Annotated in this window: 18 protein-coding genes, 1 tRNA gene and 1 rRNA gene; 8 read left to right on the top strand and 12 right to left on the bottom strand. The window is 61.9% G+C overall.

Annotated elements, in window-relative coordinates; genetic code table 11:
- Positions 1-38 precede the first annotated feature (38 nt).
- Positions 39-1,724, top strand: coding sequence for a copper resistance CopC/CopD family protein (locus OS914_RS14540; protein ID WP_267546780.1), 1,686 nt, complete (start codon positions 39-41; stop codon positions 1,722-1,724).
- A 64-nt stretch (positions 1,725-1,788) separates the two neighbouring features.
- Here OS914_RS14540 and OS914_RS14535 read toward each other — a convergent pair whose 3' ends face one another.
- The 3 genes from OS914_RS14535 to OS914_RS18115 form a co-directional block, all read right to left on the bottom strand.
- The gene (locus OS914_RS14535) at positions 1,789-2,895 is read right to left on the bottom strand and encodes a sensor histidine kinase (protein WP_267546779.1); all 1,107 of its coding nucleotides are present in this window, start codon (positions 2,893-2,895) and stop codon (positions 1,789-1,791) included.
- Positions 2,870-3,550, bottom strand: a complete 681-nt coding sequence (locus tag OS914_RS14530; protein WP_267546778.1) for a response regulator transcription factor — start codon at positions 3,548-3,550, stop codon at positions 2,870-2,872. Before OS914_RS14530 ends, OS914_RS14535 begins: the two co-directional genes overlap by 26 nt.
- A gap of 306 nt (positions 3,551-3,856) precedes the next feature.
- Positions 3,857-5,125 (bottom strand): CAP and S-layer homology domain-containing protein, encoded by a 1,269-nt coding sequence (locus OS914_RS18115; RefSeq protein ID WP_324290667.1) that lies wholly within the window; start codon positions 5,123-5,125, stop codon positions 3,857-3,859.
- An 859-nt stretch (positions 5,126-5,984) separates the two neighbouring features.
- Between OS914_RS18115 and OS914_RS14515 the strand changes: the two genes are divergently transcribed.
- Entirely contained in the window at positions 5,985-6,311 is a 327-nt protein-coding gene (locus OS914_RS14515; RefSeq protein ID WP_267546777.1) for a hypothetical protein, read from the top strand.
- A 260-nt stretch (positions 6,312-6,571) separates the two neighbouring features.
- On the opposite strand, the gene OS914_RS14510 is transcribed toward OS914_RS14515, so the two are convergent.
- Positions 6,572-6,868 (bottom strand): MerR family transcriptional regulator, encoded by a 297-nt coding sequence (locus OS914_RS14510; RefSeq protein ID WP_267546776.1) that lies wholly within the window; start codon positions 6,866-6,868, stop codon positions 6,572-6,574.
- Positions 6,869-7,061: 193 nt separating this feature from the next.
- Between OS914_RS14510 and OS914_RS14505 the strand changes: the two genes are divergently transcribed.
- Positions 7,062-7,487, top strand: coding sequence for an Hsp20/alpha crystallin family protein (locus OS914_RS14505; RefSeq protein WP_267546775.1), 426 nt, complete (start codon positions 7,062-7,064; stop codon positions 7,485-7,487).
- 474 nt (positions 7,488-7,961) lie between these two features.
- On the top strand, positions 7,962-8,336 hold the full coding sequence (locus OS914_RS14500) for a hypothetical protein (protein WP_267546774.1): 375 nt from the start codon (positions 7,962-7,964) through the stop codon (positions 8,334-8,336).
- A gap of 858 nt (positions 8,337-9,194) precedes the next feature.
- Here OS914_RS14500 and OS914_RS14495 read toward each other — a convergent pair.
- From OS914_RS14495 to OS914_RS14465, 7 genes are all read right to left on the bottom strand, one after another.
- Positions 9,195-9,356, bottom strand: coding sequence for a hypothetical protein (locus OS914_RS14495; RefSeq protein WP_267546773.1), 162 nt, complete (start codon positions 9,354-9,356; stop codon positions 9,195-9,197).
- 389 nt (positions 9,357-9,745) lie between these two features.
- Entirely contained in the window at positions 9,746-10,864 is a 1,119-nt protein-coding gene (locus tag OS914_RS14490) for a mandelate racemase/muconate lactonizing enzyme family protein (protein WP_267546772.1), read from the bottom strand.
- Between the two features lie 2 nt (positions 10,865-10,866).
- On the bottom strand, positions 10,867-12,000 hold the full coding sequence (locus OS914_RS14485) for a mandelate racemase/muconate lactonizing enzyme family protein (protein WP_267546771.1): 1,134 nt from the start codon (positions 11,998-12,000) through the stop codon (positions 10,867-10,869).
- Positions 12,001-12,002: 2 nt separating this feature from the next.
- Complete coding sequence (locus OS914_RS14480; RefSeq protein WP_267546770.1) at positions 12,003-13,631, bottom strand: BCCT family transporter; 1,629 nt, start codon at positions 13,629-13,631, stop codon at positions 12,003-12,005.
- A gap of 38 nt (positions 13,632-13,669) precedes the next feature.
- The gene (locus tag OS914_RS14475) at positions 13,670-14,335 is read right to left on the bottom strand and encodes a GntR family transcriptional regulator (RefSeq protein WP_267546769.1); all 666 of its coding nucleotides are present in this window, start codon (positions 14,333-14,335) and stop codon (positions 13,670-13,672) included.
- A gap of 579 nt (positions 14,336-14,914) precedes the next feature.
- A tRNA-Thr gene (locus OS914_RS14470) sits at positions 14,915-14,988 on the bottom strand.
- Positions 14,989-15,086: 98 nt separating this feature from the next.
- On the bottom strand, positions 15,087-15,983 hold the full coding sequence (locus tag OS914_RS14465) for a DsbA family protein (protein WP_267546768.1): 897 nt from the start codon (positions 15,981-15,983) through the stop codon (positions 15,087-15,089).
- A 239-nt stretch (positions 15,984-16,222) separates the two neighbouring features.
- Between OS914_RS14465 and OS914_RS14460 the strand changes: the two genes are divergently transcribed.
- From OS914_RS14460 to OS914_RS14445, 4 genes are all read left to right on the top strand, one after another.
- Complete coding sequence (locus tag OS914_RS14460; protein ID WP_267546821.1) at positions 16,223-17,659, top strand: alpha,alpha-trehalose-phosphate synthase (UDP-forming); 1,437 nt, start codon at positions 16,223-16,225, stop codon at positions 17,657-17,659.
- Positions 17,649-18,437 carry a trehalose-phosphatase gene (gene otsB, locus OS914_RS14455; RefSeq protein ID WP_267546767.1) on the top strand — a complete coding sequence of 263 codons (789 nt, stop codon included), beginning with the start codon at positions 17,649-17,651 and terminating at the stop codon, positions 18,435-18,437. Before OS914_RS14460 ends, otsB begins: the two co-directional genes overlap by 11 nt.
- 153 nt (positions 18,438-18,590) lie before the next feature.
- Positions 18,591-19,673 (top strand): ABC transporter ATP-binding protein, encoded by a 1,083-nt coding sequence (locus tag OS914_RS14450; protein WP_267546766.1) that lies wholly within the window; start codon positions 18,591-18,593, stop codon positions 19,671-19,673.
- A 125-nt stretch (positions 19,674-19,798) separates the two neighbouring features.
- On the top strand, positions 19,799-21,157 hold the full coding sequence (locus OS914_RS14445; RefSeq protein WP_267546765.1) for a DUF4032 domain-containing protein: 1,359 nt from the start codon (positions 19,799-19,801) through the stop codon (positions 21,155-21,157).
- A 158-nt stretch (positions 21,158-21,315) separates the two neighbouring features.
- On the opposite strand, the gene rrf is transcribed toward OS914_RS14445, so the two are convergent.
- Positions 21,316-21,432 (bottom strand): 5S ribosomal RNA (rrf, locus tag OS914_RS14440).
- Positions 21,433-21,600: the final 168 nt, after the last annotated feature.

The raw sequence follows: 21,600 nt of genomic DNA, 5'->3' as shown, positions 1-21,600 counted from the left end.
ATTGTCCGGGCACTGTCCCACAGGACGAGGACATGATCATGTTGAGCAGACCGGGCCATAAGATCCGCTACCAGGCATCCCGAGTCCGTGGGCCACTGGTCCGCCGGCTTCTGGCGTTGTTGTTCCTGGCGTTGACTCTGATCCTGGTCTCACCCCCGGCCCCGGCCCTGGCGCACTCCGCCCTGCTCTACACGACACCGGTTGAGGGCGCAGTACTCGCCCAGGCGCCCACCGCGGTGGAACTCGCCTTCGACGAGCAAGTCTCCCTGATCCCCGATGGCCTCCAACTCTATGACGGCAGCGGTGGTCACCGGACGGTGTCTGGGGAGGAAGTGGACGCGATTGTCCGGGTAAACCTGCCGTCAAACCTCGGCGAGGGCAGCTACGCGCTCGGCTGGCGGGTGATTTCCGCCGACTCCCACCCTGCGTCCGGGACGCTGTCGTTCATCGTGGGCCGGGCCAGCGCATCGGTCCCGACCATCGCCAAAAGCTATACAGGACCCGTGGACGTGCTGTACGGGGTTCTCACCGCGTTGGGCTATCTGGGCCTGTTCTATCTTGTGGGTCTGACGGTTTTCGATATTTTCGTTGCCCGGACCGCCGCTGTAGCTCCCCTGCTGCCGCGGGCGGCCGCACTCGTCTCCGTTTGTGCCTACGTCGTACTGGTGCCCCTCACCGCGGTGCGCGAGCTGGGGTTGGGTCTTAGTGCGCTCTTGCAACCAACGGCCCTCACCCCCGGATGGTCCGGGAGCGCCGTATTGACCCTGCTCCTCGCCGGGACCGGGGTTGCGCTGATGCTGCTCCGGGGGCGTCTGCCGCGTCGGGAAGGATTCTGGGTCGGGACTGTGGGGGCCGGGACGGCGCTGGCCTCCGTGCTGCCCGTCGGACACACCCGCACCTTCGGACCCGGCTGGCTGGTGATGGGCGCCGACCTGGTCCATGCCGCGACAGCAGCAGTCTGGCTGGGCGGCCTCGTAGCCCTGATCCTGCACGTCAAACGTGCCCGACGGCGAAAGGATAATCCGGGCAAGGCTGCCGTGGTCCTGGGCCGGTTCTCTACCCTGGCCGGTGGTCTTGTCGTCCTGTTGGGCATCACCGGAACCATCCTGGCCGTGGTGATGGTCGGCTCCGCGACGGCCCTCGTCGGCAGCTCCTACGGCCGGCTGCTGCTGCTCAAACTTAGCGTTGTCGCGGTGATCGGTGGGCTTGCGGTCTGGAACCGATTCGGTCTGGTCCCTCGCCTGGCGCGCGAGGCCATCACGGGGGAAGCCTGGCGCCGGCTGGCACTGGCCATCCGCCTGGAGGCGGTTGGGGTGGTGCTGGTCGTTGGCCTCACCTCGGCCCTGACGCTGCAAAATCCGCGGGCAACCGATACCTCCGCTGACCCGGCTGCGGTTGGGACGCCCGTGGTCGCCGACCTCGGCACCGGCCACCTCACCGGCCGGTTCAGCCCTGGTACGGCAGGAGCCAACGTCATCACCTTCGACCTCACCGACGCTGGGGGTGCGCCCATCGTCCCGCTCAGTATGCCGCAGGTCAGTGTGGCGGAGCCTAATCTGAGCCTCGGACCGCTGACTGCCAAGGTTGAGCCGGGAACAACGCCAGGCAGTTACCGGGCCGTCGTCGTGCTCCCCGTAGCGGGCCAGTGGAAGATCACCACCGCCGTCCGGATCAATGAGTTGGAACAGCCCGCAGCCGTCGCCGATGTGGTCATCGTGAGATGAGCACGGCCCTTTCCACGCCGGCGGGACCCGCTAGCTCGCCAGCTGACCCGTTGAGGTGCCCGCGTCAGCTAAGCACGTCCGCTGACTCGCTGAGGGCACCATGGCCACTCGGGCCGGATGCGGGTTCTCCGACCGGAGTAAGTGGCACTGGCTGTACCGGCAAGCGCAGGGTGAAGGTGGTTCCGTCACCGAGCGAGCTGGCCACTGAAACGGTACCCCCACGGGCTTCCGTGGCGGCCTTCACGATGGCCAAGCCCAGTCCGCTCCCGGCGCGCTCGCCTGCGGTCGACGCAGTCCTGAAGATCTCGAACACGGCATCAAGTTCCGCGGCCGGTATACCCGTCCCGCTATCCCGCACTGTCAGGACCAACTCGTCGCCCTCGGCATCCGCCGTCATCGCAATAGAGTCTCCCGGACGGGTGAACTTGACCGCATTCTCCAACAGGCAATCCAGCATTGCCTCGAGCCGTTCGTTGTCGCCCTGCGCGGTACCGACCGTACTCCGGGAACTCCAGATCCGGTCGGCAGTGACCGACCATCTGCGCAAAACACCGGTCAGTATCCGGTCGACGTTGACCGGTTCAGCGGACGACGGTTCCACAACCCGGACCAGCGTAAGCAAGTTGGTGGCCAAAGCAGACGCCTTGACGAGTTCGGCAACCACCAGCTCGGCGTCCTCCTGCACCGTCGGATCGGCTGACTGGTCGGCGATGAGTTGCGCGTAGCCCCGGGCAATTGTCAGCCGAGTGCGTACCTCATGCGAACCGAACCTGGCTGCGTTCTCCCGCTGCTCACTGCGGTGCCGGTCGGCTTGCTGCAGCGCCCGCAACCGGGCCTGAGCGGACCACTGCCGGTTCACGTGCCAAATCAACAGCGAGACAATGCCGCCCATCAGGACGGTCTCGCTGCATTCTTCCCACGCGATGACCCCTGCCATTGCGTGCCGGACCAGCGCGATGCCCGTTACCGTCGTGATGATGGCGAAGACGACCAGGGTGGCCCGCCGTGGCCACGTGCACAGCCCGTACAGCAGTGCGAAACTGGCCCACACGAGGTGAAAAGGGATGGTCTCTTTGCCGGGCAGCGCAAAGGTGAGGTAGCAGTTCACTCCCGCGAATACCGCCCAGGCGGCGGCAAGGACGGCCTTATGCCGCGATCCTATATCCGACATTTCGCACCGTTTCTATCTTGTCGTTGGAGAGTTTCGATCGCAGCCGGCGCACACAGACGTCCACGACGTTCGTGCCTGGATCGAATTTCGTCCCCCACACGCGCTCGAGCAATTCGGTTCGAGAGCACGGTTCGGGCGCCCGCTCGAGGAGGAAGGCCAGCAGCACGAACTCCCGATGGGTCAATGGAACGTGGCGCCCGTCGACCACAAGTTCGCGCTGCTGCACATCAATTTCGACACCGGCCATGTGGAGGAAACGGGGGACCATTGCAGCCGATGCCTGCGCCGCCGTCGCGGGTGTCCGGATACGGGCATTGACCCGCGCCAACAGCTCAGCGTTGGCGAACGGTTTGGCCATAAAATCCACCGCACCGCCCTCCAAAACACCGACACGCGTCGCCACCTGCGTCATCGATGACAGCACCAGGACACGGCTCAACGGGCGGAACCGCATTAGTTCGGCGAGCACGTCCTCGCCGCGTCCGTCCGGCAGCACGAGGTCCAGAATGATCAGATCCGGGTCGACGGTGCGGATTGCCGCCAAGGCACCGGCCACCGTGCCGGCCACCGTGACCGTGTGGCCGGCACCACAGAGGATGCGGCCGAGGAGTCTGGCCAGCTCTGGCTCGTCCTCGACGACCGCGATGCGATTCACGTCGGTGACCGCTGCGCGAGGTCAAAGTCAGGCGGTTCAATACGGTTTTCCATGCGATATTCCGCCGATTCCTGCCCGATAAAATCCACAATATCGTGGTTAGGCCGGTACGGGAGTCACCGGCTGCACTCATCGTCAGCCAAGGCTCCACAGCAGTCAACACGTATAAATCAATGACCCAAGTAGTTACGAAGGTGCAATGGGCTTCGGGTCGGCCCGGGAAATTGCAGTCATTCCGAAAACTTCACGGGGTCGCTGTTTTCCCCATCGACACTCGTTTGAGGAAGTAAAACTGCTCCCGGCCGCTCAGTGGACCCATCGGTACATGAAAGCGGCCATGGCATCGCGGTTGACGCTTTGGACTGATTTAAAGGTCCGGGTGCCGTTGACTTCGGTCCAGCCGCTGGAAATGCCCCTGGCTGACAGCCAGGCAATTTCTTTGTAGAACTGCTGGCCGGAGGAGACGTCAGCGAACGCAGATACCTTCGGTGCCGTGTACGACGGCGAACCGGAGAGACGGTACAAGAAGGCAGCCATGACATCCCGCTCGACGGGCTGCTGCGGCCGGAAAGTACTGGTTCCGTCCGCTTCGGTCCAGCCGGTCGAAATCCTCCTCGAAGCGAGCCAGGCAATTTCTTTGTAAAACTGCTGCCCCGTGGCGACGTCTGCGAACGGGGACGATGCAGGCGCCGTGTATGCAGGTGATCCGGCAAGACGGTACATGAAGGCAGCCATGGCCTCCCGGCTCACCGAGTCAAAGGGGCGGTACGTTTTGGCTCCGTTGGCCTCGGTCCAGCCCGTGGCGATCTTTTTATCAGCGACCCAATTGATTTCAGTGAGAAACGGCTGCCCGGCACTCAGGTCACCGAAGAAAGACGCTGGAGCTGGGGCAGGTACCGGGGCAGGTCCAGAAGAGCGATAGCCGGCCATATTGGAAACGACCAGATGCCAGCCCGCGTACGGCCCGGAGGCCGGCACGACATAGCCGACGCCGGCATCTGTTTCGCGGCCGTCCAACATGGCAGCCCTGTGTGATGGCGAATTCATCCACCAGTCAACAATATTGCGTGGCGTGAAATTGAAACCGATGATTTCGGCATACCACGTCGCTCCAGCCGAAATCGCCGGGCCGCCACCGTCGGCCCGATGGATGGTCCCCCAATCAAAGTTAGGGTCCTTCGTGGCTTCACCCAGATGGTTCGCCCATTCCTGTGAGACGTTAGCGACTTTCTGGTTCCAGCGCAGCGCAGGCACGCCCGCGTTGCGCCGCTGGGCGTTCATCAGGTCGAGAACCTGCGCGGCGTAAATGTCGCTGGAGTCTGAATTCACCTCGACGGACGCGGGATTTTTGCCCGCCGCGCCGGCCGGCATCAGCGCCGACCCAGCTGGCAGGGTCATATCCGCTGGTGGTTTGGGTGTGTCGGGCATAACAGGGATGAGGTCTGATCCGGCTCCGACAGTTACGGTGTCTGTCGGTACAGCGGCGGAAGCACTCGTGAACGGGACGGATGCACTCCCCAAAGCGAGGGCAAGAGCGAGCGGCAAGGCGGAGGCACTGAGGGCAAACTTTTTCATAACCACTTTTTCTTATCAGGGACATCGCGGGCCAGGCTCGTGTACGGCTGGTGGCGGATCCCAAATCGCGTGTGCGGCGTCAATGAGAAGAGTCCCCGCGTCATCACCGGTCAAGACGCTCTATCGGCACCTCCGGTCCGATGCGTAAGGCTGAACCTATGAAAAGATTCCTCTTCTGCCTGGACAGGCGGCGGTCGCGGCGTCGAGGGAGCCCGCCATGGTCTTGATCTAGCTGCCGGGCAGCCGAAGAGGGAGAACAGCCTCTTCCAGAAGCTGCCCTCTGCAACGACGAACATATCCATCGCTGTGTGCTCGGGCATTGTGCCGGACAGAACCTTGTCGGCCTGCTCCCGGGCTGCATCCACGATCTTCCCGCGCAGCCACAAAAGCGAGTGCGAGAGCGACGTAGACGATGATGAACGGGCGGCCGGCGAACTCCGCCAACGTGAGGCGGTGAGTCCAAGCACGAGGGGCCAAAGGAATTAGCCACCACATCAAACCCGCAATGGCAAGAGCATTGACATCTTCTGGCGGGAGCGTCCATCAGACATGCGGTTGCGATCTGTACATCACAGGAACGGCCTTAACCACGTCCACGAATTGGATGCCTCTCAAAGGGATATGCGCAACCTGCTCAGGATCCTTCAGTTCGCCGTTCTCCCCCGTGCCGGCGCCGATGGATACGCCAAGCCACGCTTAGCAGGCAGCCCTGGATACAATAGGTCCCACTGGGCCAACCTCTATCGCTGAAGCTTTAGGGCAAGGATCGAACCATAATTACAGAATCAGATTGTATAGTCGGTCCATGGTGGCAATTCGGGGGGAACCGGACTGCGGCAATGCGCCACGGAAGCGGATTGTGCGTGATCTGGTTATGGCACTGGCGATGAAGGATATCGACTTTATTTCGTCGTTGTTAGCCAGTGACGTCTCCTGGGCTCTCGTCGGTGAGCGGAACTTGATGGGAAAATCCGTGGCTCTAGCTTGGGTCTCCGGGCTTCCGTCGGTCAGCGAGGTGGTCTTCGGATCGCTTCTGACTCACGGCCGTGGCGCAAGTGTAGACGGTGTCCTTGAGTTGAGTGACGGGACGAAACTGGGCTTCTGTCATGTACTGCGCTTCGCTGGCGCGAGCAAGGCTGCGAAATTAATCGGTGTGAATAGTTACGTCATAGACATCGGTGCATAGCGGGTTGTACCCCTCTAATGAAAACTGCCGGGGCTGTGGACCCTTCGTTGTGGCGAGGCTGGGCGGCATGGAGGTATCTGATGCCGACGGGGAGCTTGTTTGCCTCACGGTGCTCAGCCGATTGAAGGTGCGAGGCATTCCCATGGGCGAGTCCCCCGGCGCAGCCAACCACTGAATATGCTTCCACGCACTTATCCTCCACGGATACTCCCGCAACGCCAGCGGTGGTGACCGGGTTCTGGGTTGGCTGTCGTGTGGCGTTACCCATCTGGGCGGTCCGTGGGGTGTGAGAGTTCGGTCTTGAGTGTCTGGTTTTCCGTTTCCAGGGCCAGGACCAGGCGGATACCGGAGGTGTTAAGTCCTTGGTTGAGGAGTTCCGCGATCCGGCGGAGGGTCACCAGATCGTTCTCGCTGTACCGGCGCGTACCGCCCTCTGTACGCCCGGGGGTCACCAGACCCTTGCGTTCGTAAAGCCGAAGGTTTTGCTGACCGGTCCCGACGAGTTCAGCTGCAACTGAGATAGCGTACACCCCACGCGCCCGCTGATCCCGGATCATTACGGGTATCCCCCTTCCTGTGCCTGGTCCTGCAAAGTTCCCCGGACCTGCAGAATCTTTAGTCTGTAAAAAAATCCTCTTGCACCAGTGTGGCAGCCGTGTTATAAAAAATCTATGCCCATCATGACAGGTATTGATGGGCAGTAAGCAAGTGAAGATGGCATCAAGTGACACTGACAAGGAGTGAATAGCCATGTTGATGCGTACAGACCCGTTCCGTGAACTTGACAGACTGGCCCAGCAGGTACTGGGGACCGCGGCCCGGCCGGCGGCCATGCCGATGGACGCCTGGCGTGAAGGGGACACCTTTGACGTCGAGTTTGACCTGCCCGGTGTCAGCCCGGACTCGATCAACCTGGACGTGGAACGCAACGTGGTCACCGTCAGGGCCGAACGCCCGGGCCTTGACGGGAACAAGGAGATGCTCGCCGCTGAAAGGCCCCGGGGTGTGTTCAGCCGCCAACTGGTCCTGGGCGAGAACCTGGATACTGAAAACATCCAGGCCAGTTACGACTCCGGCGTGCTGACATTGCGCATCCCGGTGGCGGAACGGGCCAAACCCCGCAAGATCTCCATCACCACCACCAAAGAAGGGGACCGGCAGGCCATCAACTCCTAACCACGAGAGAAGGCACCCTCAGCACCCGTCTAACAAGGGAACAGGGCGGTACCTGCACGGCGCCCCAACCTCGCCGGACGCGTAACGAAGAGACGTTTCTTGGCCCTGCCGCCAGGGATGGTTCCCGGCCCCAGCGGCCGGGGACCATCCCACCCCCAACACAACCACCACCGCAATGCACCGGCACCGGCACCCGGCGCCACAAGCTGTCGACAGGAAGCGTCAGATCTCATGACGACGTCACCGGATTACTATGCCGTTCTGCACCTGGGCCCCGGTGCCACCGCCGATGATGTCGGCCGGGCGTACAGATCGCTGATGCGCCGCCACCACCTGAGAGATTCGACAGGCGCGGCGCCCGTTCCCGGCCCCTCGGCCGCAGTTCCGGGACTCATGTCGGGGCCGCCGTTTAGGCAGCCGAAGATTATCGTCGGGCCGCTGCGGTGGGAACCACCCGCCAGGAGGCGCATCTAGATGACTGCATGGCGTCGCTACGACTCACCCCTATTGCCGGCATTCCACGAACGCTTCGAGCAACGCTGGGGCAAAGGCACCGCCCCGTTCCTGGACCCGGAACTCCACGAACAACCCATGCCCCGGGCGCAGTGGATTAACGCCGACACCGGCGGCGCGCTCGCCGTCGTCCCCGTGTGGGCCGATGACGACGACACCCACCGCTCCTTCGCCGTGTTCTACCTCCCACCAGCCGGTGACATCTGGCTCCTACGCCCTGGAAACACCGATTACCTCGAAACCCGGCAAAGCGATCACATCACCCTGCGCAACGATGCCTTCAAAAAAGCCGTCGATCACGCTAAAGCCTTCATCTACGGGCCCGACGACCACTAGATCCTGAGGGACTTGGGAGCCATCTGCAGCCAGAAGGCCGCTTCCTCGGTCGTCAGGAGCTGCGGTATGTTGCCTTGGTCCGTTGCCGGCCCCAAGGTCTCTCTACCTGCTTGCATGGCTTTCCCCATGCGGACCGCGAGCCGACGGGTGTCGGCCGGATTTCTGAAAGCGTGTCGTAAGCGTGTCGTTCCCTGTTTTCACGCATGGAAAACTCCTCCGTCAGGGACAAAATCGCCTGAACGGAGGGGTTTCTGGAGCCTCCTGCAGGACCCAATGACTTTCCAGCGCATGGATGAAGGATTTCCCATCCACCGCAACAGCGGAGAGTCTTGATGGGTCCGCCCCCGGCTGATCTGCGTTGCCAACGACTTCACGCGTTACGACGAATACCTCCATCCATAGGCCTCTCAGCCCCGGCTCCGGGAGTCCTCGAAAAGAAATCGTCACGGTCCAAAACAGTCGCCGAATTACTCGCCCAGGCAGATCACGAGTTAGCGGCCCTTTATGAGAAGTTTGAGACGTTCGCGCTGTCGCTCGGTGATGACGTCGTGAAGAACGAGCGATCCCTCTACTTCACCTTCCGTCAGCTGAAGAATTTCGCCTGCGTAGAAGTTCACCCGCCTCAAAAAACCTGCTCTCGTATTAAAGCTCGACCCGGCGTCCGTGTAATTCAGAGAGGGATTTAGCCGGGACGTCAGCAAGATCGGTCACTTCGGGACAGGGGATCTTGAGCTGAGGATCAGCAACACAGCCGACTGGCCACTGGTCGAGGAGCTCACGCGCCGGGCGTACGCGGCCACCTGAACCGGATTGCCCCTAAACGATGCTCCTGGTCGGCCTCGCATTGATCCCAGCCGATCACTCAGCGAGATCCAGAGCCGGAAGCTGTGCCACGATCTTCATCGTTTCCAACGACACTGTGAAAACGCGTTTGATCAGATCCACGATGGAGCGGGGGTTGCTGATTTCACGGCAGTAGTCGTTGGGGCCCTTGGTGATTTGGGAATCCTTGTGGGTCATGACCTAATAGCGGTCGATGATCCACTGAAGGGCAACCTTAACATTGACTTGGTAGTCGTAGGCCTCGTCCTGGTGAACTCCTCCAGTGGGTACGGTGTCACTGTTTCGTTATCGTCTGGCCCAAGGCTAGCTGGCAGTCCTGTTAAGTTTGCACGTCGACATAGCCAGCCCCCTGCCCGCGACACGTTGCCATGGATTGGCCCTTCCTGGACCCGTCACTTTGCCGGGCAGGCTTCGCCTCTTGGACGGGTCCGCAGCCCGATCTTCCCTGAGGGCTCGTTCGCCTCCTGGGGCGGCGAGAGGACCCGCCGGGATTTGCTCAGTTAAGCTGAAAACGGAGCCCTACCAACCGGTGGCAGCGCTCCGCTTTCAGCAGGATAGTTTAGGAGTTATCGGAGCGTGTATTTGACCAGGGCCTGCTTTTCGATTAGTTCCCAATCAAGGTCAATGCCCAATCCAGGCTTGTTCGATGCCCTCACAAGTCCGTTGGAAGTTATGCGGATAGGGTTAAGCGCGGCGTACTCCATCGGTTCCAGGGGCATGGCCTGTTCAAAGTACCGGCAATTGGGGAACGCGAGCATGAGGTGCAGGTTGGCGGCTTGGGAGAGGGTATAGCCCCAGGACTGCAATTCGACATTCATCGAATGCGCCCGGGCGGCGGACATGATGCGTTGGGTTCCGGTGATGCCACCGGCGAGGGTTGCATCGACGCGGGCGTGGTCCCAGCTCCCCATGGAGATGCCCGTCTGTACCAGATCCAGCGTCACGAGCTCGTTGCCGGCCGGGATGATTTCAATGTCCAGCTTGCTGCGCAGCCAGCGATAGCCTTCCAGATCGCTGTCGGGCAGGGGCGCCTCGAACCAGGTGTACCCGAGCTCCTCCAGCCGCCGGCCGACACGCAGCGCTTCCTTCCGGTTGTAGCGCCCTTCAACATCGAGCATCCAGGCAATATCGAGTCCACCGAATTTTTCCGCGACGGCGTTGACCAGTTCGAGGTCCTTGTCCGGGTAGCACCAGGTGTGGAACTTGATCGCCCGGTAGCCCTGCTCCAAATACCGGGCGACCATGTCCAGGTATTCCTCGATGGTGTCGAAGAACGGGGTGCTCGCATAGGCGGGGATTTCATCCCGGTAACCTCCCAGTAGCTGGTACAGCGGCACATCGAACGTTTTGCCGGCCAAGTCCCATAAGGCGATGTCCAGCGGCGCCAGGGAAAATGGCAGCATGGAGGCACACCTGTTGGACATCAGCCCGTGGAGGCGTTCCCGGTTGAGTGCGTTCTGACCGATCAGGGCGCTTCCAACATGTTCGATGGCCTTGCCCAGGGCCGTGTCTACGCCGCCTTCGGTCCACGAGATGGCACCGCCGACCCCGAATGCATCGCCGGCATTGATTCTCACCACGGTATTGGTGATCTGGAGCTCGTCATAGTGTGCCGAGGTCCTATACCTGGCCTCGGGGTTTGTCAGAACGAATACGTCGACAGAGTCGATCGCAAGATTTTTCACTGTCAGGCCCCTAACGTCATTTCGACGCGATACTTGGAAATGAGTTCTTCATCCAGTTCGATGCCCAGACCGGGCGTGTCCCGCACCATGACCTTGCCGTTTTCCAAGGTGATGGGATTTGTGACCAGGTCCTGGGACAGCGGGCTGGTGCTTTGGGAGAACTCGATGAGCTCCCCACCCGGGATGCTGGCCAGAAACTGCACTGTGGCGGCCATGAGAATGCCGGTGCTGAATCCGTGCGGGACAAGTTCGGTGCTGTAGCGCGCGGCGACGTCGTGGATTTTTCGGATCTCGCTGATGCCCCCGCAACGGGTGATGTCGGGCTGGATGATGTCAGGTCGTGACTCGCGGATGAATTCGGAAAATTCTGCCACTGTCGAGAGTCCCTCGCCGCCGGATATCCGGGTCCCCGAGGTTTCCGCCAGACGCCGCAACCCCTGATGGTCGTCGCTGGGGAGGGGCTCCTCGATCCAGTTCAGTCCGAATTGGGCCATACGGTCGCACTGGGTTTTGGCGTAGCGGTAATTTTTCCACTGGTACACCAAGTCAATTGCGAAGTCCACGTCGTCTCCTGCAGTTTCCCGGACAACACGCATGACTTCATGGTCGTGATCCGGGTCGGCGCCGAACAGGCCACCGCCCAGCTTCAGGCTGGTGAACCCGGACTGGAGGAGCCCTTCGACGAGCTTGGCGTTGTCCCCGGGTCTGTCTTTGGGAATGAACGTGCCGTAGGCGGCAATCTCGTCACGGACCTTCCCGCCCAGAAGCGTATGGATCGGCACCCCGTAGTGCTGGGATGCGATGTCCCACAGGGCTATGTCGATGGCGCTGATGGCATGTATGGCAGCCCCGCGTCGACCCATGTAGGAGGATTCGTCATACATTTTCCGCCACAGCCGGTCAATGTCCAGGGGGTTTTCCCCCAGCAGGACTTCACGCAGCCCACGACTTGTGGAATGGGAGGAGGGTGTCTCTACTAAAGCTTTGAGTACGGCCGGGGCACTGTCGGATTCCCCCATTCCGATCAGGCCGGTGTCGGTGTGCACTTTCACCAGGAACGCGTCCTCGCCCCACTCGCATCGTTCACCGAACGATGGAACGCGCAGCCAGATCGCTTCGACGTCGATAATCTTCATGATCAGCGCGTTTCCTCCGTAGCTGTGGGTTCTGCTGCCTCTTCCAGCTTCACCGGGCGAAGGAGGCCAGTTTTCGTGTCGATGCGGCCCGAATCCTGCCTGAGCCATCGGATGAGGCCCCAGATTTGGACCAGCAGCAGGAAAAGGAAGGGGATGGCTGTCAGGGTCAGGCCCGTTTTCAGCGTGCCCAGGTCGGCGTTGATCGCAAGCATGGCCATCGGAACGGCAGCCAGCATGACAACCCAGAACAGGCGAAGGCTGCGGGCCGGGTCGGTCCCGTGTGGCAGGTTCCGGGTGCTGACCGCGGCAACAGTGAACGAGGTGGCGTCCATGTGCGAGGCCAGGAACACCAGCATGATCAGGAAATACACGATGGAGAAGAATCCCCCGAAGGGCAAGGTGTTCAGCAGTTCGGCGACCGCCGTGTCGCCTCCCTTGCCTGCCAAGATCTGTGGAGCGTTAACGGTTCCATGGTTCATCTGGTGGATGGCATAGCTGGAGAGAATGCCGAAAAAGAACATGGTGCCGGCGCAGCCGCCTACCATCAGGCCAAGGACGGTCTGCCGGATGGTGCGTCCCTTGGAGACCCTGGTAATGAAGATGGCTACACCGGGGAGGTAGGAAATCCAGTAGAGCCAGTAGAAAACTGTCCAGTCGCGGCTGAAGGAGCCGCCCCCGTTCGGGTCGGTAAATAGGCTCATGTGAAGGAAGTTCTGAGCCTCCAGTCCGGCAGCGTTCACGACATTGTCCATGATGAATTCCGACGGGCCGATCAGGAACACCACCGCGGCAAAGATGAAAGCGGCCATGATCGCGGTTTTGGCCAGTTTCTGCAATCCCTTGTCAATGCCGACGAAGGAACTCAGTCCGTACACCACGGTAGACACGGCCAGGATGGCCGCCTTGAGCCAGAAAGCGTTCTCAACGCCCAATAGTCCGGCGACCCCGGCAGAGACGGTGTTGACCGTCACGGTGACGGTCAGGATCAGTCCGCCAAAGGTGCCAAAAAGAAACAGCAGGTCAATGATGCGCCCGCCGATGCCGTCGGCCTTTACCTTTTTCGTCACTGCCTCTATGTTGCCGGAGTAGCTAAGGCGCTTACCCTTTCGAACGTGGAAGTAGTACGCCATCGAGATGCCGGCGACCACATACATGGCCCACGGGATGGGACCCCAATGGAAGAAGGTGTAGGACATACTCACGTCCAGGGCTTCCCGGGATTCCGGTTGAATATTGAGCCCGGGCGTTTGGTAGTAGTAGGCCCATTCCATGAAGGCCCAGTACATGGTGGCCGATCCGAGGCCCGCGGAAATGAACATGAAAAGCCAGCTGGATGTAGAGTACGCGGGCTTGCCTTCGCCAAGTTTGATTCGCCCGAACTTGGAGACCGCCAGCAGTACCGCCAGCAGGAAGCAGCCCAGCCCGAGCACCTGAACCGGTGCGCCGAAGATACGGGTCGATCCATCGAAGAGGGAGCTTGCGGAGGACTGTGCTTGGTTGGGCCACAGCAGCAGTGCCGCCACGACGATCCCGACGACGATGATGGCCCCGACGACGAGGACCTTGTCCACTTTTGGTCTGGGTGTTTGGTACTTCTTTGGCGCCTCGCTGGCGGCCTTGGTTTCAATCACGTTGTTTCCTTTGGCAGAGCATTGATATCTACGTGTGGTTATGCCTGTACGGATTTGTCAAGCACGCTCAGATGGGGTTCGTTCGTCTCGATGATGTGGGCCTTGATGGCGGCGACACTGGCGTTGACGTCTCCGGTCCGGAAGATGTCAACCAGTCGTCTGTGGTCTTCCAGGAATTCCGGAAGCGCGCCGGTGCGCCCGGTTTGTAGTGCGAAGTGCATCCTGATCCGTGGATGGATGGAATCCCAGATGCTTCGCGCAGAGTCGGTCGGAGAGGCATCCACAATGATGGCGTGGAAACGCATGTCGGCCTCATTGAAGGCTTCGATGTCCTTGTTATAGATGGCGCGTTGCATTTCGGCCAAGACACGGTCAAAGGCCTCAAAGGTGTCCGCATCAAAAAGGGGCATGCCTTGTTTGAGCGCAAACTGCTCGATATGGATTCGAATAGGCAAAAGTAGTTCGGCCACTTCGGTGCGGGAGATGGAGGCGACCACCGAACCCTTGTAGGGCACAGAAGTTATAAGCCCCTGCAATTCCAGCACCAGCATGGTCTCCCGCACCACGGCGCGGCTCACGCCGTACTCATCCGCAAGATCCTGCTCAGTGACGCGGGAGTGCGGAGGAAGGGCACCTGTGAGAATCTTGCGCCGAAGCTCCGTGGCAAGACGGTCTTTCAGGGAGATCTTCTCCAGCTTGCTCATATTCCAACCTTCATCATGAGGCGCCAACTGTCGGGTGTCGATTGTCGACAATCCAATGGTAGTGACTTTTCCAACATTTGGGTAGGGGCTGTTCCATTCACCCACACAAACTTGCAGATTCAGGGAGTTAGGGGCGCCGGGTGTCGTTGAGGACGGGGCGCAGGGAGAACATCAACACCATGGAGGCCCACGCCGGCTACCTAAACGGTAGGAGTGAAGAAGACTACAAAAAAGTATGTTGCCCGACCGGATCGGGGCGGTCAGGAAGAACGCCACCGGTCCTGTGGTCACGGGTCCGCCACGGCAAAGGTGCCCGCAGACACCACCGGCTCCGGAATGATTTGTGTGGCCACACAGACGCGCCGGACCCTCCTTTTGAGACCATCAGGAGGCCCTGGATACCAGGGCCTCGTGGATGCCTTCACACCCCGAAGGGAAGAGCCTCCCCCCGACCGCGAAGAAGGATGAAAACTAATGACTATAGAGGCCCAATGTGGGAAGTTTGTGGAGACTTAAGTTGGAAAGGCCCCTCATTGGGGCCATTCCAATCACCGATACCCCGTCGTTCCGGGTTCCTTGAGCCTCCTGCCGGATTCGAACCGGCGACCCCCTGTTTACAAGACAGGTGCTCTGGCCAACTGAGCTAAGGAGGCATGACTGGCCCGAAAGCCAGCTAGACAAGACTAGCCCAGGGGCGTCCGCATCGCTAAATGCAGCCGCCCCGAGGCCCGTCCGGAACCAAGCGAAGAGACTACTTCTTTGCGTCGATAATCGGTTGCGCAAACGCGTTGAAGGCAACGGTCGTGTCGGTGTACTGCTTGCCGTCCACGAATACGGTCGGCGTTCCATTGACGTTGTGGGCGTGCGCAGCGAGGGTGCTGTATTGAATGTAGGGGCGGAAGGTGGTGTTGTCCACACAGCTGCCGATATCCGCAGCACCCACGTCCTTGGCCATCGTCTTCAGTTCGTCGTTGCTCAGGCCCGCACTGTTTTCGGCGGGCTGCTTGGCGTAGAGGGCGCTAAAGAAAGCGGCGTATTTGTCCGGGGACTTATCCACCACGCAGGCGGCGGCGGCGGCGGCGCGGGAGGAGTAGTTGGTGCTGGAGTACTGGTCCAGGATGCCGGCTGCCCGGTACTCGACGGTCGCCTTCCCCGAGTCCTGCCATTGCTTAAGCACAGGGCCGTAAGCGGTTTCAAACTGTTTGCACGCGGGGCAGATGAAGTCCACGTAGGCAACGATCTGCACGGGCTTACCCGCAGCGCTGGGTGCGATGCCAATGGAGGCCAAATCAGTGGCCGCGGCGCTGGCTCCGGCGGAGGGTGCGGCCGGCAGGGTTGCTTTGTCGACCTGGCCCGGTGACGTGTGCTGCACCACGCCAGTCTTGTCCTGAACCACGCCCCCGTAGATGTTGGCGTTGGCGGGGACTGGTCCGCTGGCAGCGGTTTCCGGCGCTTTTTTGGTCCCCTGCACGATCAACAGGGCCACAATGGCGACGACGATGACGGCGGCCAGCAGGACGCCGCCGCGGATCAGCCAGCCATTGCGCTTCTCCTTTTTGGCGTGTGCTTCGCGGATCCGGCGCGCCTCTTCGCGGGCCTGCGCGGTTCGTTCGGCTTTGCTGGGACGTGGCTCGTTCTGCGGGGTCATAGTTCCTCGTGTCAGTGGGCGCGGGAGTTCCACGCGGCGGCAACTCCCCCATTTTAGGGGACGAACCGGGGAGCCGGGTTACGCCTGCACAAATGACCGGACCAGTGACCGGCCAGCGAACCAAAAGCGCTATGATTCCGGAACCTATAGGCTGGCTGATAAGCACCAGACAAACGCGGGAGACACTGTTGTCCGATCCTCAAACACGTCCGAGCCAGATTATCCGTGAGCGCACGCCGATGGACAACGCGCCGCGGGGAGACTTCGATTTCATCGTCGTGTCCAACCGCCTGCCGGTGGACAGAGTTCCGGGAGCGGAGGGCGACGGCGGCTGGCGGCGTTCGCCGGGCGGTCTGGTCACGGCGCTTGCCCCGGTGATGAACAAGGCCGACGGCGCGTGGGTGGGCTGGCATGGTGCTCCGGACGAGGACCTGGAGCCCTTCGATAACGAGGGCATGCGGCTGATCCCGGTAACCCTCAGCAGCGACGAGGTTGAGCAATATTACGAGGGCTTCTCCAATTCAACTCTCTGGCCGCTCTACCACGACGTCATTGCGCCGCCGGAGTTCCACCGCACCTGGTGGGACGTGTACCGCAGGATTAACCATCGGTTCGCCGACGCCGCTGCCCGCTCCGCCGCACAGGGCGCCACGGTCTGGGTGCAGGATTATCAGCTCCAGCTGGTGCCGCGGTACCTGCGGCAGAGCCGGCCCGACCTGCGGATCGGCTTTTTCAATCACATCCCGTTCCCGCCGCCGGAGATTTTCGCGCAGCTGCCCTGGCGCCGGGCCATAATTGACGGGCTGCTCGGGGCGGATCTAATCGGCTTCCAGCGGCCCAACGATACCGCTAATTTCCTGCGCTCGGCCCGTCGCTTCCTGGGCGCGAGCGTGAAGCAAAAGCAGGTGCATGTGCCAACGCCCGACGGCGCCATGAGCCATATTGCGCGCGCCGAGGCCTTCCCGATCTCCATCGATGTGGAGCAGATCCAGACGCTGGCCCGCCGCCCGGACGTGATTGAACGCGCGCGGCAGATCCGCAGCGATCTGGGCAATCCCAAAACCATCCTGCTGGGCGTGGACCGGCTGGACTATACCAAGGGCATCACGCACAGGCTCAAGGCGTATGGCGAACTGCTCAACGAGGGCAACGTCAGGGTAGAGGACGCCTCGATGATCCAGGTTGCCAGTCCCAGCCGGGAGCGCGTGGAAACCTACCGGATGCTGCGCGAAGAGGTGGAGGGCACCGTCGGGCGAATCAACGGGCAGTTCGACACGATCCAGAACACCGCTGTGCGGTATCTGCATCACAGTTATCCGGTGGAGGAAATGGTGGCGCTTTACCTGGCCGCCGACGTCATGCTCGTCACGGCCCTGCGGGATGGCATGAACCTGGTGGCCAAGGAATACGTTGCCGCCCGGGTCAACAACACCGGCGCGCTGGTGCTCAGCGAATTCACCGGCGCGGCTGACCAGCTCCGACAGGCGATGCTGGTCAATCCGCATGATATCGACGGTCTGAAAGAGACCATCATGGCCGCCATCAACCTCAGCCCCGTGGCCGCCAGCCGACGGATGCGCGCAATGCGCCGGCAGGTGCTGGACCATGATGTGGAGCGTTGGTCACAGGACTTCCTGGTCACGCTGGATGAAAAGGCCGTCCGGGATGACCGCTGATCCGACCGGCCTTCCCGCGGACCTGAGCACCGCCGTCGAACGTCTGTGCCGTACGCCACGGCTGCTGGTGGCCATGGATTTTGACGGCACCATGGCCCCGCTGGTCCCGCGGGCCGGCGACGCGCGCCCACTGCCGGCAACCGCGGCTGCCTTCGCTGCGCTGGCGCACCTGCCGGGCACGACGACGGCGCTGATCTCCGGGCGCGCACTGGCCAGTCTGCGTGCGGTCGCCAGCCCGCCGCCGGAGGCCCTGCTGATCGGCAGCCACGGCGCGGAAGTCTGGCTAGGGCCCGATGCCCGGCCGCTGACGTTGACCCAGGCCCAGGCACGGCTGCTCGGACGGGCCAGAGCGCTGGTCCAGGGCATCGCCGGGCAGCACCCGGGAACCTTGCTGGAGGAAAAACCCGCCGGCGTGGTGCTGCACACCAGGCTGGCCGAGGACTCCGCGGCTTCCGCCGCCGTCGAACAAGCGCACCTTGCACTGGACGCCCTACCCGGCGTCTACGTGAGTGAGGGCAAGCGCGTACTGGAACTCTCCGTGGTGCGCGCGGACAAAGGCGACGGGCTGCGGACCCTGCGCGACGCCGTCCACGCCTCCGCGGTGCTCTTCGCCGGCGACGACGTCACGGACGAGTACGGCTTCGGCGTTCTCGGGCCGCAGGACGTCGGCGTCAAAGTGGGCGCCGGGCAGACTGCAGCACAATTTCGCATCGGTTCGCCGGATGACGTCGCGCCGCTGTTGGAGCTGGTGCTGGGATTGCGCAGCGCCCGCAGCTGAGATTATCCAGCCGGGAGTGTGCCGCTGAGATGCACGTCACGTTTTATATGACATACTGCTCAAGTGGCGCACATTGCGGCAGCTAACTGAATAAAAATCACCATTCACTACGGATCGTTCGGCACGTACCTGCCGATGAAGGGATTGATGACTGTGGCTACAGTTACTTTTGACCACGCTACGCGTTTGTATCCGGGCACCGAGAAGCCCGCTGTTGACAAGCTCAACATTGAAATCGCCGACGGCGAATTCCTCGTCCTCGTTGGACCCTCCGGTTGCGGTAAGTCGACCTCGCTGCGCATGCTCGCCGGGTTGGAAGACGTCAACTCCGGCCGGATTCTGATCGGTGACCGCGACGTTACCGATGTTCCCCCGAAGGACCGCGACATCGCGATGGTTTTCCAAAACTACGCGCTCTACCCGCACATGTCCGTAGCGGACAACATGGGCTTCGCCCTGAAGATCGCAGGCGTGCCGAAGGAAGAACGCGCCACCCGCGTCAAGGAAGCCGCCCGGCTGCTGGACCTCGAGGCATATCTGGACCGCAAGCCGAAGGCGCTTTCCGGCGGTCAGCGCCAGCGCGTTGCCATGGGTCGCGCGATTGTCCGTAACCCGCAGGTCTTCCTAATGGATGAGCCGCTCTCCAACCTTGACGCTAAGCTCCGCGTGCAGACCCGCACGCAGATTGCGTCGCTGACCCGCCGGCTTGGTGTGACAACCGTGTACGTCACGCACGACCAGGTCGAGGCGATGACCATGGGCGATCGTGTGGCGGTGCTCAAGGACGGACTGCTGATGCAGGTTGATACTCCTCGTGCGCTGTATGACCACCCGAACAACGTCTTCGTGGCCGGCTTCATCGGCTCCCCCGCCATGAACCTGCTGGAACTGCCGGTCGTCGACGGCGGCGTGAAGTTCGGCGGCGCCGTGTACCCGGTGCAGCGCGATGTGCTCACCCACGCCGCAGGCAACACCGTGACGGTGGGTGTGCGGCCGGAAGACCTCGAAACGGCTCCGGAGGGCGAAGGCCTCGAGGTTGAGGTTGACGTCGTTGAAGAGCTGGGCGCGGATGCCTACATTTACGGGCACACCACCGTGGACGGCAAGAACTACGACATGGTGGCCCGTGTCGACGGCCGCCGCCCACCGGCGAAGGGGGACCACCTGTTTGTGCGTCCACAGCAGGGGCACATCCACCTCTTCGACAGCACCTCCGGCCTGCGGCTCGGCGACTAAGCACGATCCTCACCGAAAACGCGGCGGCAACCTCCGGGGTGCCGCCGCGTTTCGGTCACTCCGCGTTTTGCGTTATTCCGTGTTTCGCTGATCTGTGTTTCCGCCACTTAAGGGAGAATTGACCCATGACGGACTCTGCAGGCGCCCGGTGGACAGATGAGCCCACGGACTTTGGCCAAAAGGGTAAGCTGCCACGGCCGCCGGCACCACCGCCCGGTGTTCTTGGCTCGCTCAGCATCACGGCGGCAACGGCGGCACCTGAGCTCCTGGACCTCCCCTGGCACATCGCCCTCGAGCACTGGCCGGAGGAAAACCTCGCCGCCCTGCCCCGCGGCATCTCCCGGCATGTGGTCCGTTTTGCACACCTCAGCGGCTCCGTCATCGCCATCAAGGAAACCAGCGAGCATGTGGCCAAACATGAATACCATATGCTCCGCAAGCTGCGTCGCCTCGACGTACCCTGCGTCGAACCGGTAGCTGTCATTAGCGGGCGCACCACTGCCGACGGCCTCCCCCTGGACCCGGTGTTGGTTACCCGCCATTTGAAGTTCTCACTTCCGTATCGGGCACTTTTTTCACAGATGCTGCGCCGGGACACCCTGACCCGCCTGATTGACGCCCAGGCGCTACTGCTGGTCCGACTGCACCTCATCGGCTTCTACTGGGGCGACGTCTCACTGTCCAACACGCTCTTCCGCCGTGACGCCGGGGCCTTCGCCGCCTACCTGGTGGATGCCGAGACCGGCGAACTGTACCCAGACCTCTCCACCGGGCAGCGCGAATACGACCTGGAAATCGCACGGGTCAACATCGCCGGCGAACTTATGGATCTGCTGGAGGGCGGCCTCATCGAGGAAAAAGTCGATCCGGTAGCTACCAGTGAGCTGATCATGGATAGCTACCGCCGGCTCTGGGGAGAGCTGACCGGGAAGGAGTCCTTCGAGCTTGGTGAGCGCTGGCGGGTGGGAGCCCGCATCCGCCGCCTGAACGAACTTGGCTTCGACGTCGGCGAGTACACCATCAAAACCACTCCAGACGGCGCCACCATCTCGTTACAGCCGAAAGTGGTCGACGCCGGACACCACCAACGCCGGCTGCTGCGCCTGACGGGCATTGACGCACAGGAAAATCAGGCCCGGCGGCTGCTTAACGACATGGACACCTACCGCGCGGACAACACTCCGGACCTGGATGAGGAAATCAGCGCGCACTCCTGGGTCAGCCACGTCTTCGAGCCAATTGTCCGCTCTATCCCACGGGAACTGGGCGGCAAACTCGAACCGGCGGAAGTGGTGCACGAGGTGTTGGAACACCGATGGTACATGTCCGAAAGGCAGGACCGCAACGTGCCGCTGGCAGAGGCTGTGCAGTCTTATCTGGACACGATTCTGCGGCACCGGCGCGATGAGGCCGCCATCATGCTCACCGCGGATACGGCGACCATGGAAATCCTCGACGGCGGCACGCTCGGCGAGGATTCCTGACTCCCTCCGATGCAATGTCGGCGCCGGCTTAGCGCCGGCTGGAGCGCGACCGGGAAAACGGTGCCGGGCAGCACCTCGCCCGGGGGTTGTGGTGTTGGGGGTGTTAAAGGGGTCAGGCCCCGCACGGTGTGCGGGGCCTAGTCCTTTTTTTAATGGTTGTCCGGCGGTGTCCTACTCTCCCACACCCTCACGAGTGCAGTACCATCGGCGCTGTGGGTCTTAGCTTCCGGGTTCGGAATGGGACCGGGCGTTTCCCCCACGCTATGACCGCCGTAACTCTTCCTCCGCACCAGCCACGACCCCCCGGGTGTTGTTTGGGGGTGTGGTGGGGGAAATTTTGTGGGTTACAACTACCAGTATTTAGTTATGCTGTGGTGTTTGTTCCGTTGACCGTGCAACGCCCCTGGGGGTGGGGGTTGTTGGTTGGGAACCACATAGTGGAC

The organism is Arthrobacter endolithicus, assembly GCF_026627425.1.
Taxonomy (GTDB): Bacteria; Actinomycetota; Actinomycetes; order Actinomycetales; family Micrococcaceae; genus Arthrobacter_M.
The sequence above is the reverse complement of the archived record's forward strand: the minus strand, read 5'-3'. Positions and strand labels throughout refer to the sequence as shown.

Coding starts and splice junctions, on each gene's coding strand:
- OS914_RS14500 (WP_267546774.1), top strand. CDS start 7,962: ATGACTGCATGGCGTCGCTACGACTCACCCCTATTGCCGGCATTCCAC.
- OS914_RS14540 (WP_267546780.1), top strand. CDS start 39: ATGTTGAGCAGACCGGGCCATAAGATCCGCTACCAGGCATCCCGAGTC.
- OS914_RS14495 (WP_267546773.1), bottom strand. CDS start 9,356: ATGACCCACAAGGATTCCCAAATCACCAAGGGCCCCAACGACTACTGC.
- OS914_RS14535 (WP_267546779.1), bottom strand. CDS start 2,895: ATGTCGGATATAGGATCGCGGCATAAGGCCGTCCTTGCCGCCGCCTGG.
- OS914_RS14460 (WP_267546821.1), top strand. CDS start 16,223: ATGGACAACGCGCCGCGGGGAGACTTCGATTTCATCGTCGTGTCCAAC.
- OS914_RS14465 (WP_267546768.1), bottom strand. CDS start 15,983: ATGACCCCGCAGAACGAGCCACGTCCCAGCAAAGCCGAACGAACCGCG.
- otsB (WP_267546767.1), top strand. CDS start 17,649: ATGACCGCTGATCCGACCGGCCTTCCCGCGGACCTGAGCACCGCCGTC.
- OS914_RS14445 (WP_267546765.1), top strand. CDS start 19,799: ATGACGGACTCTGCAGGCGCCCGGTGGACAGATGAGCCCACGGACTTT.
- OS914_RS14505 (WP_267546775.1), top strand. CDS start 7,062: ATGTTGATGCGTACAGACCCGTTCCGTGAACTTGACAGACTGGCCCAG.
- OS914_RS14510 (WP_267546776.1), bottom strand. CDS start 6,868: ATGATCCGGGATCAGCGGGCGCGTGGGGTGTACGCTATCTCAGTTGCA.
- OS914_RS14485 (WP_267546771.1), bottom strand. CDS start 12,000: ATGAAGATTATCGACGTCGAAGCGATCTGGCTGCGCGTTCCATCGTTC.
- OS914_RS14475 (WP_267546769.1), bottom strand. CDS start 14,335: ATGAGCAAGCTGGAGAAGATCTCCCTGAAAGACCGTCTTGCCACGGAG.
- OS914_RS18115 (WP_324290667.1), bottom strand. CDS start 5,125: ATGAAAAAGTTTGCCCTCAGTGCCTCCGCCTTGCCGCTCGCTCTTGCC.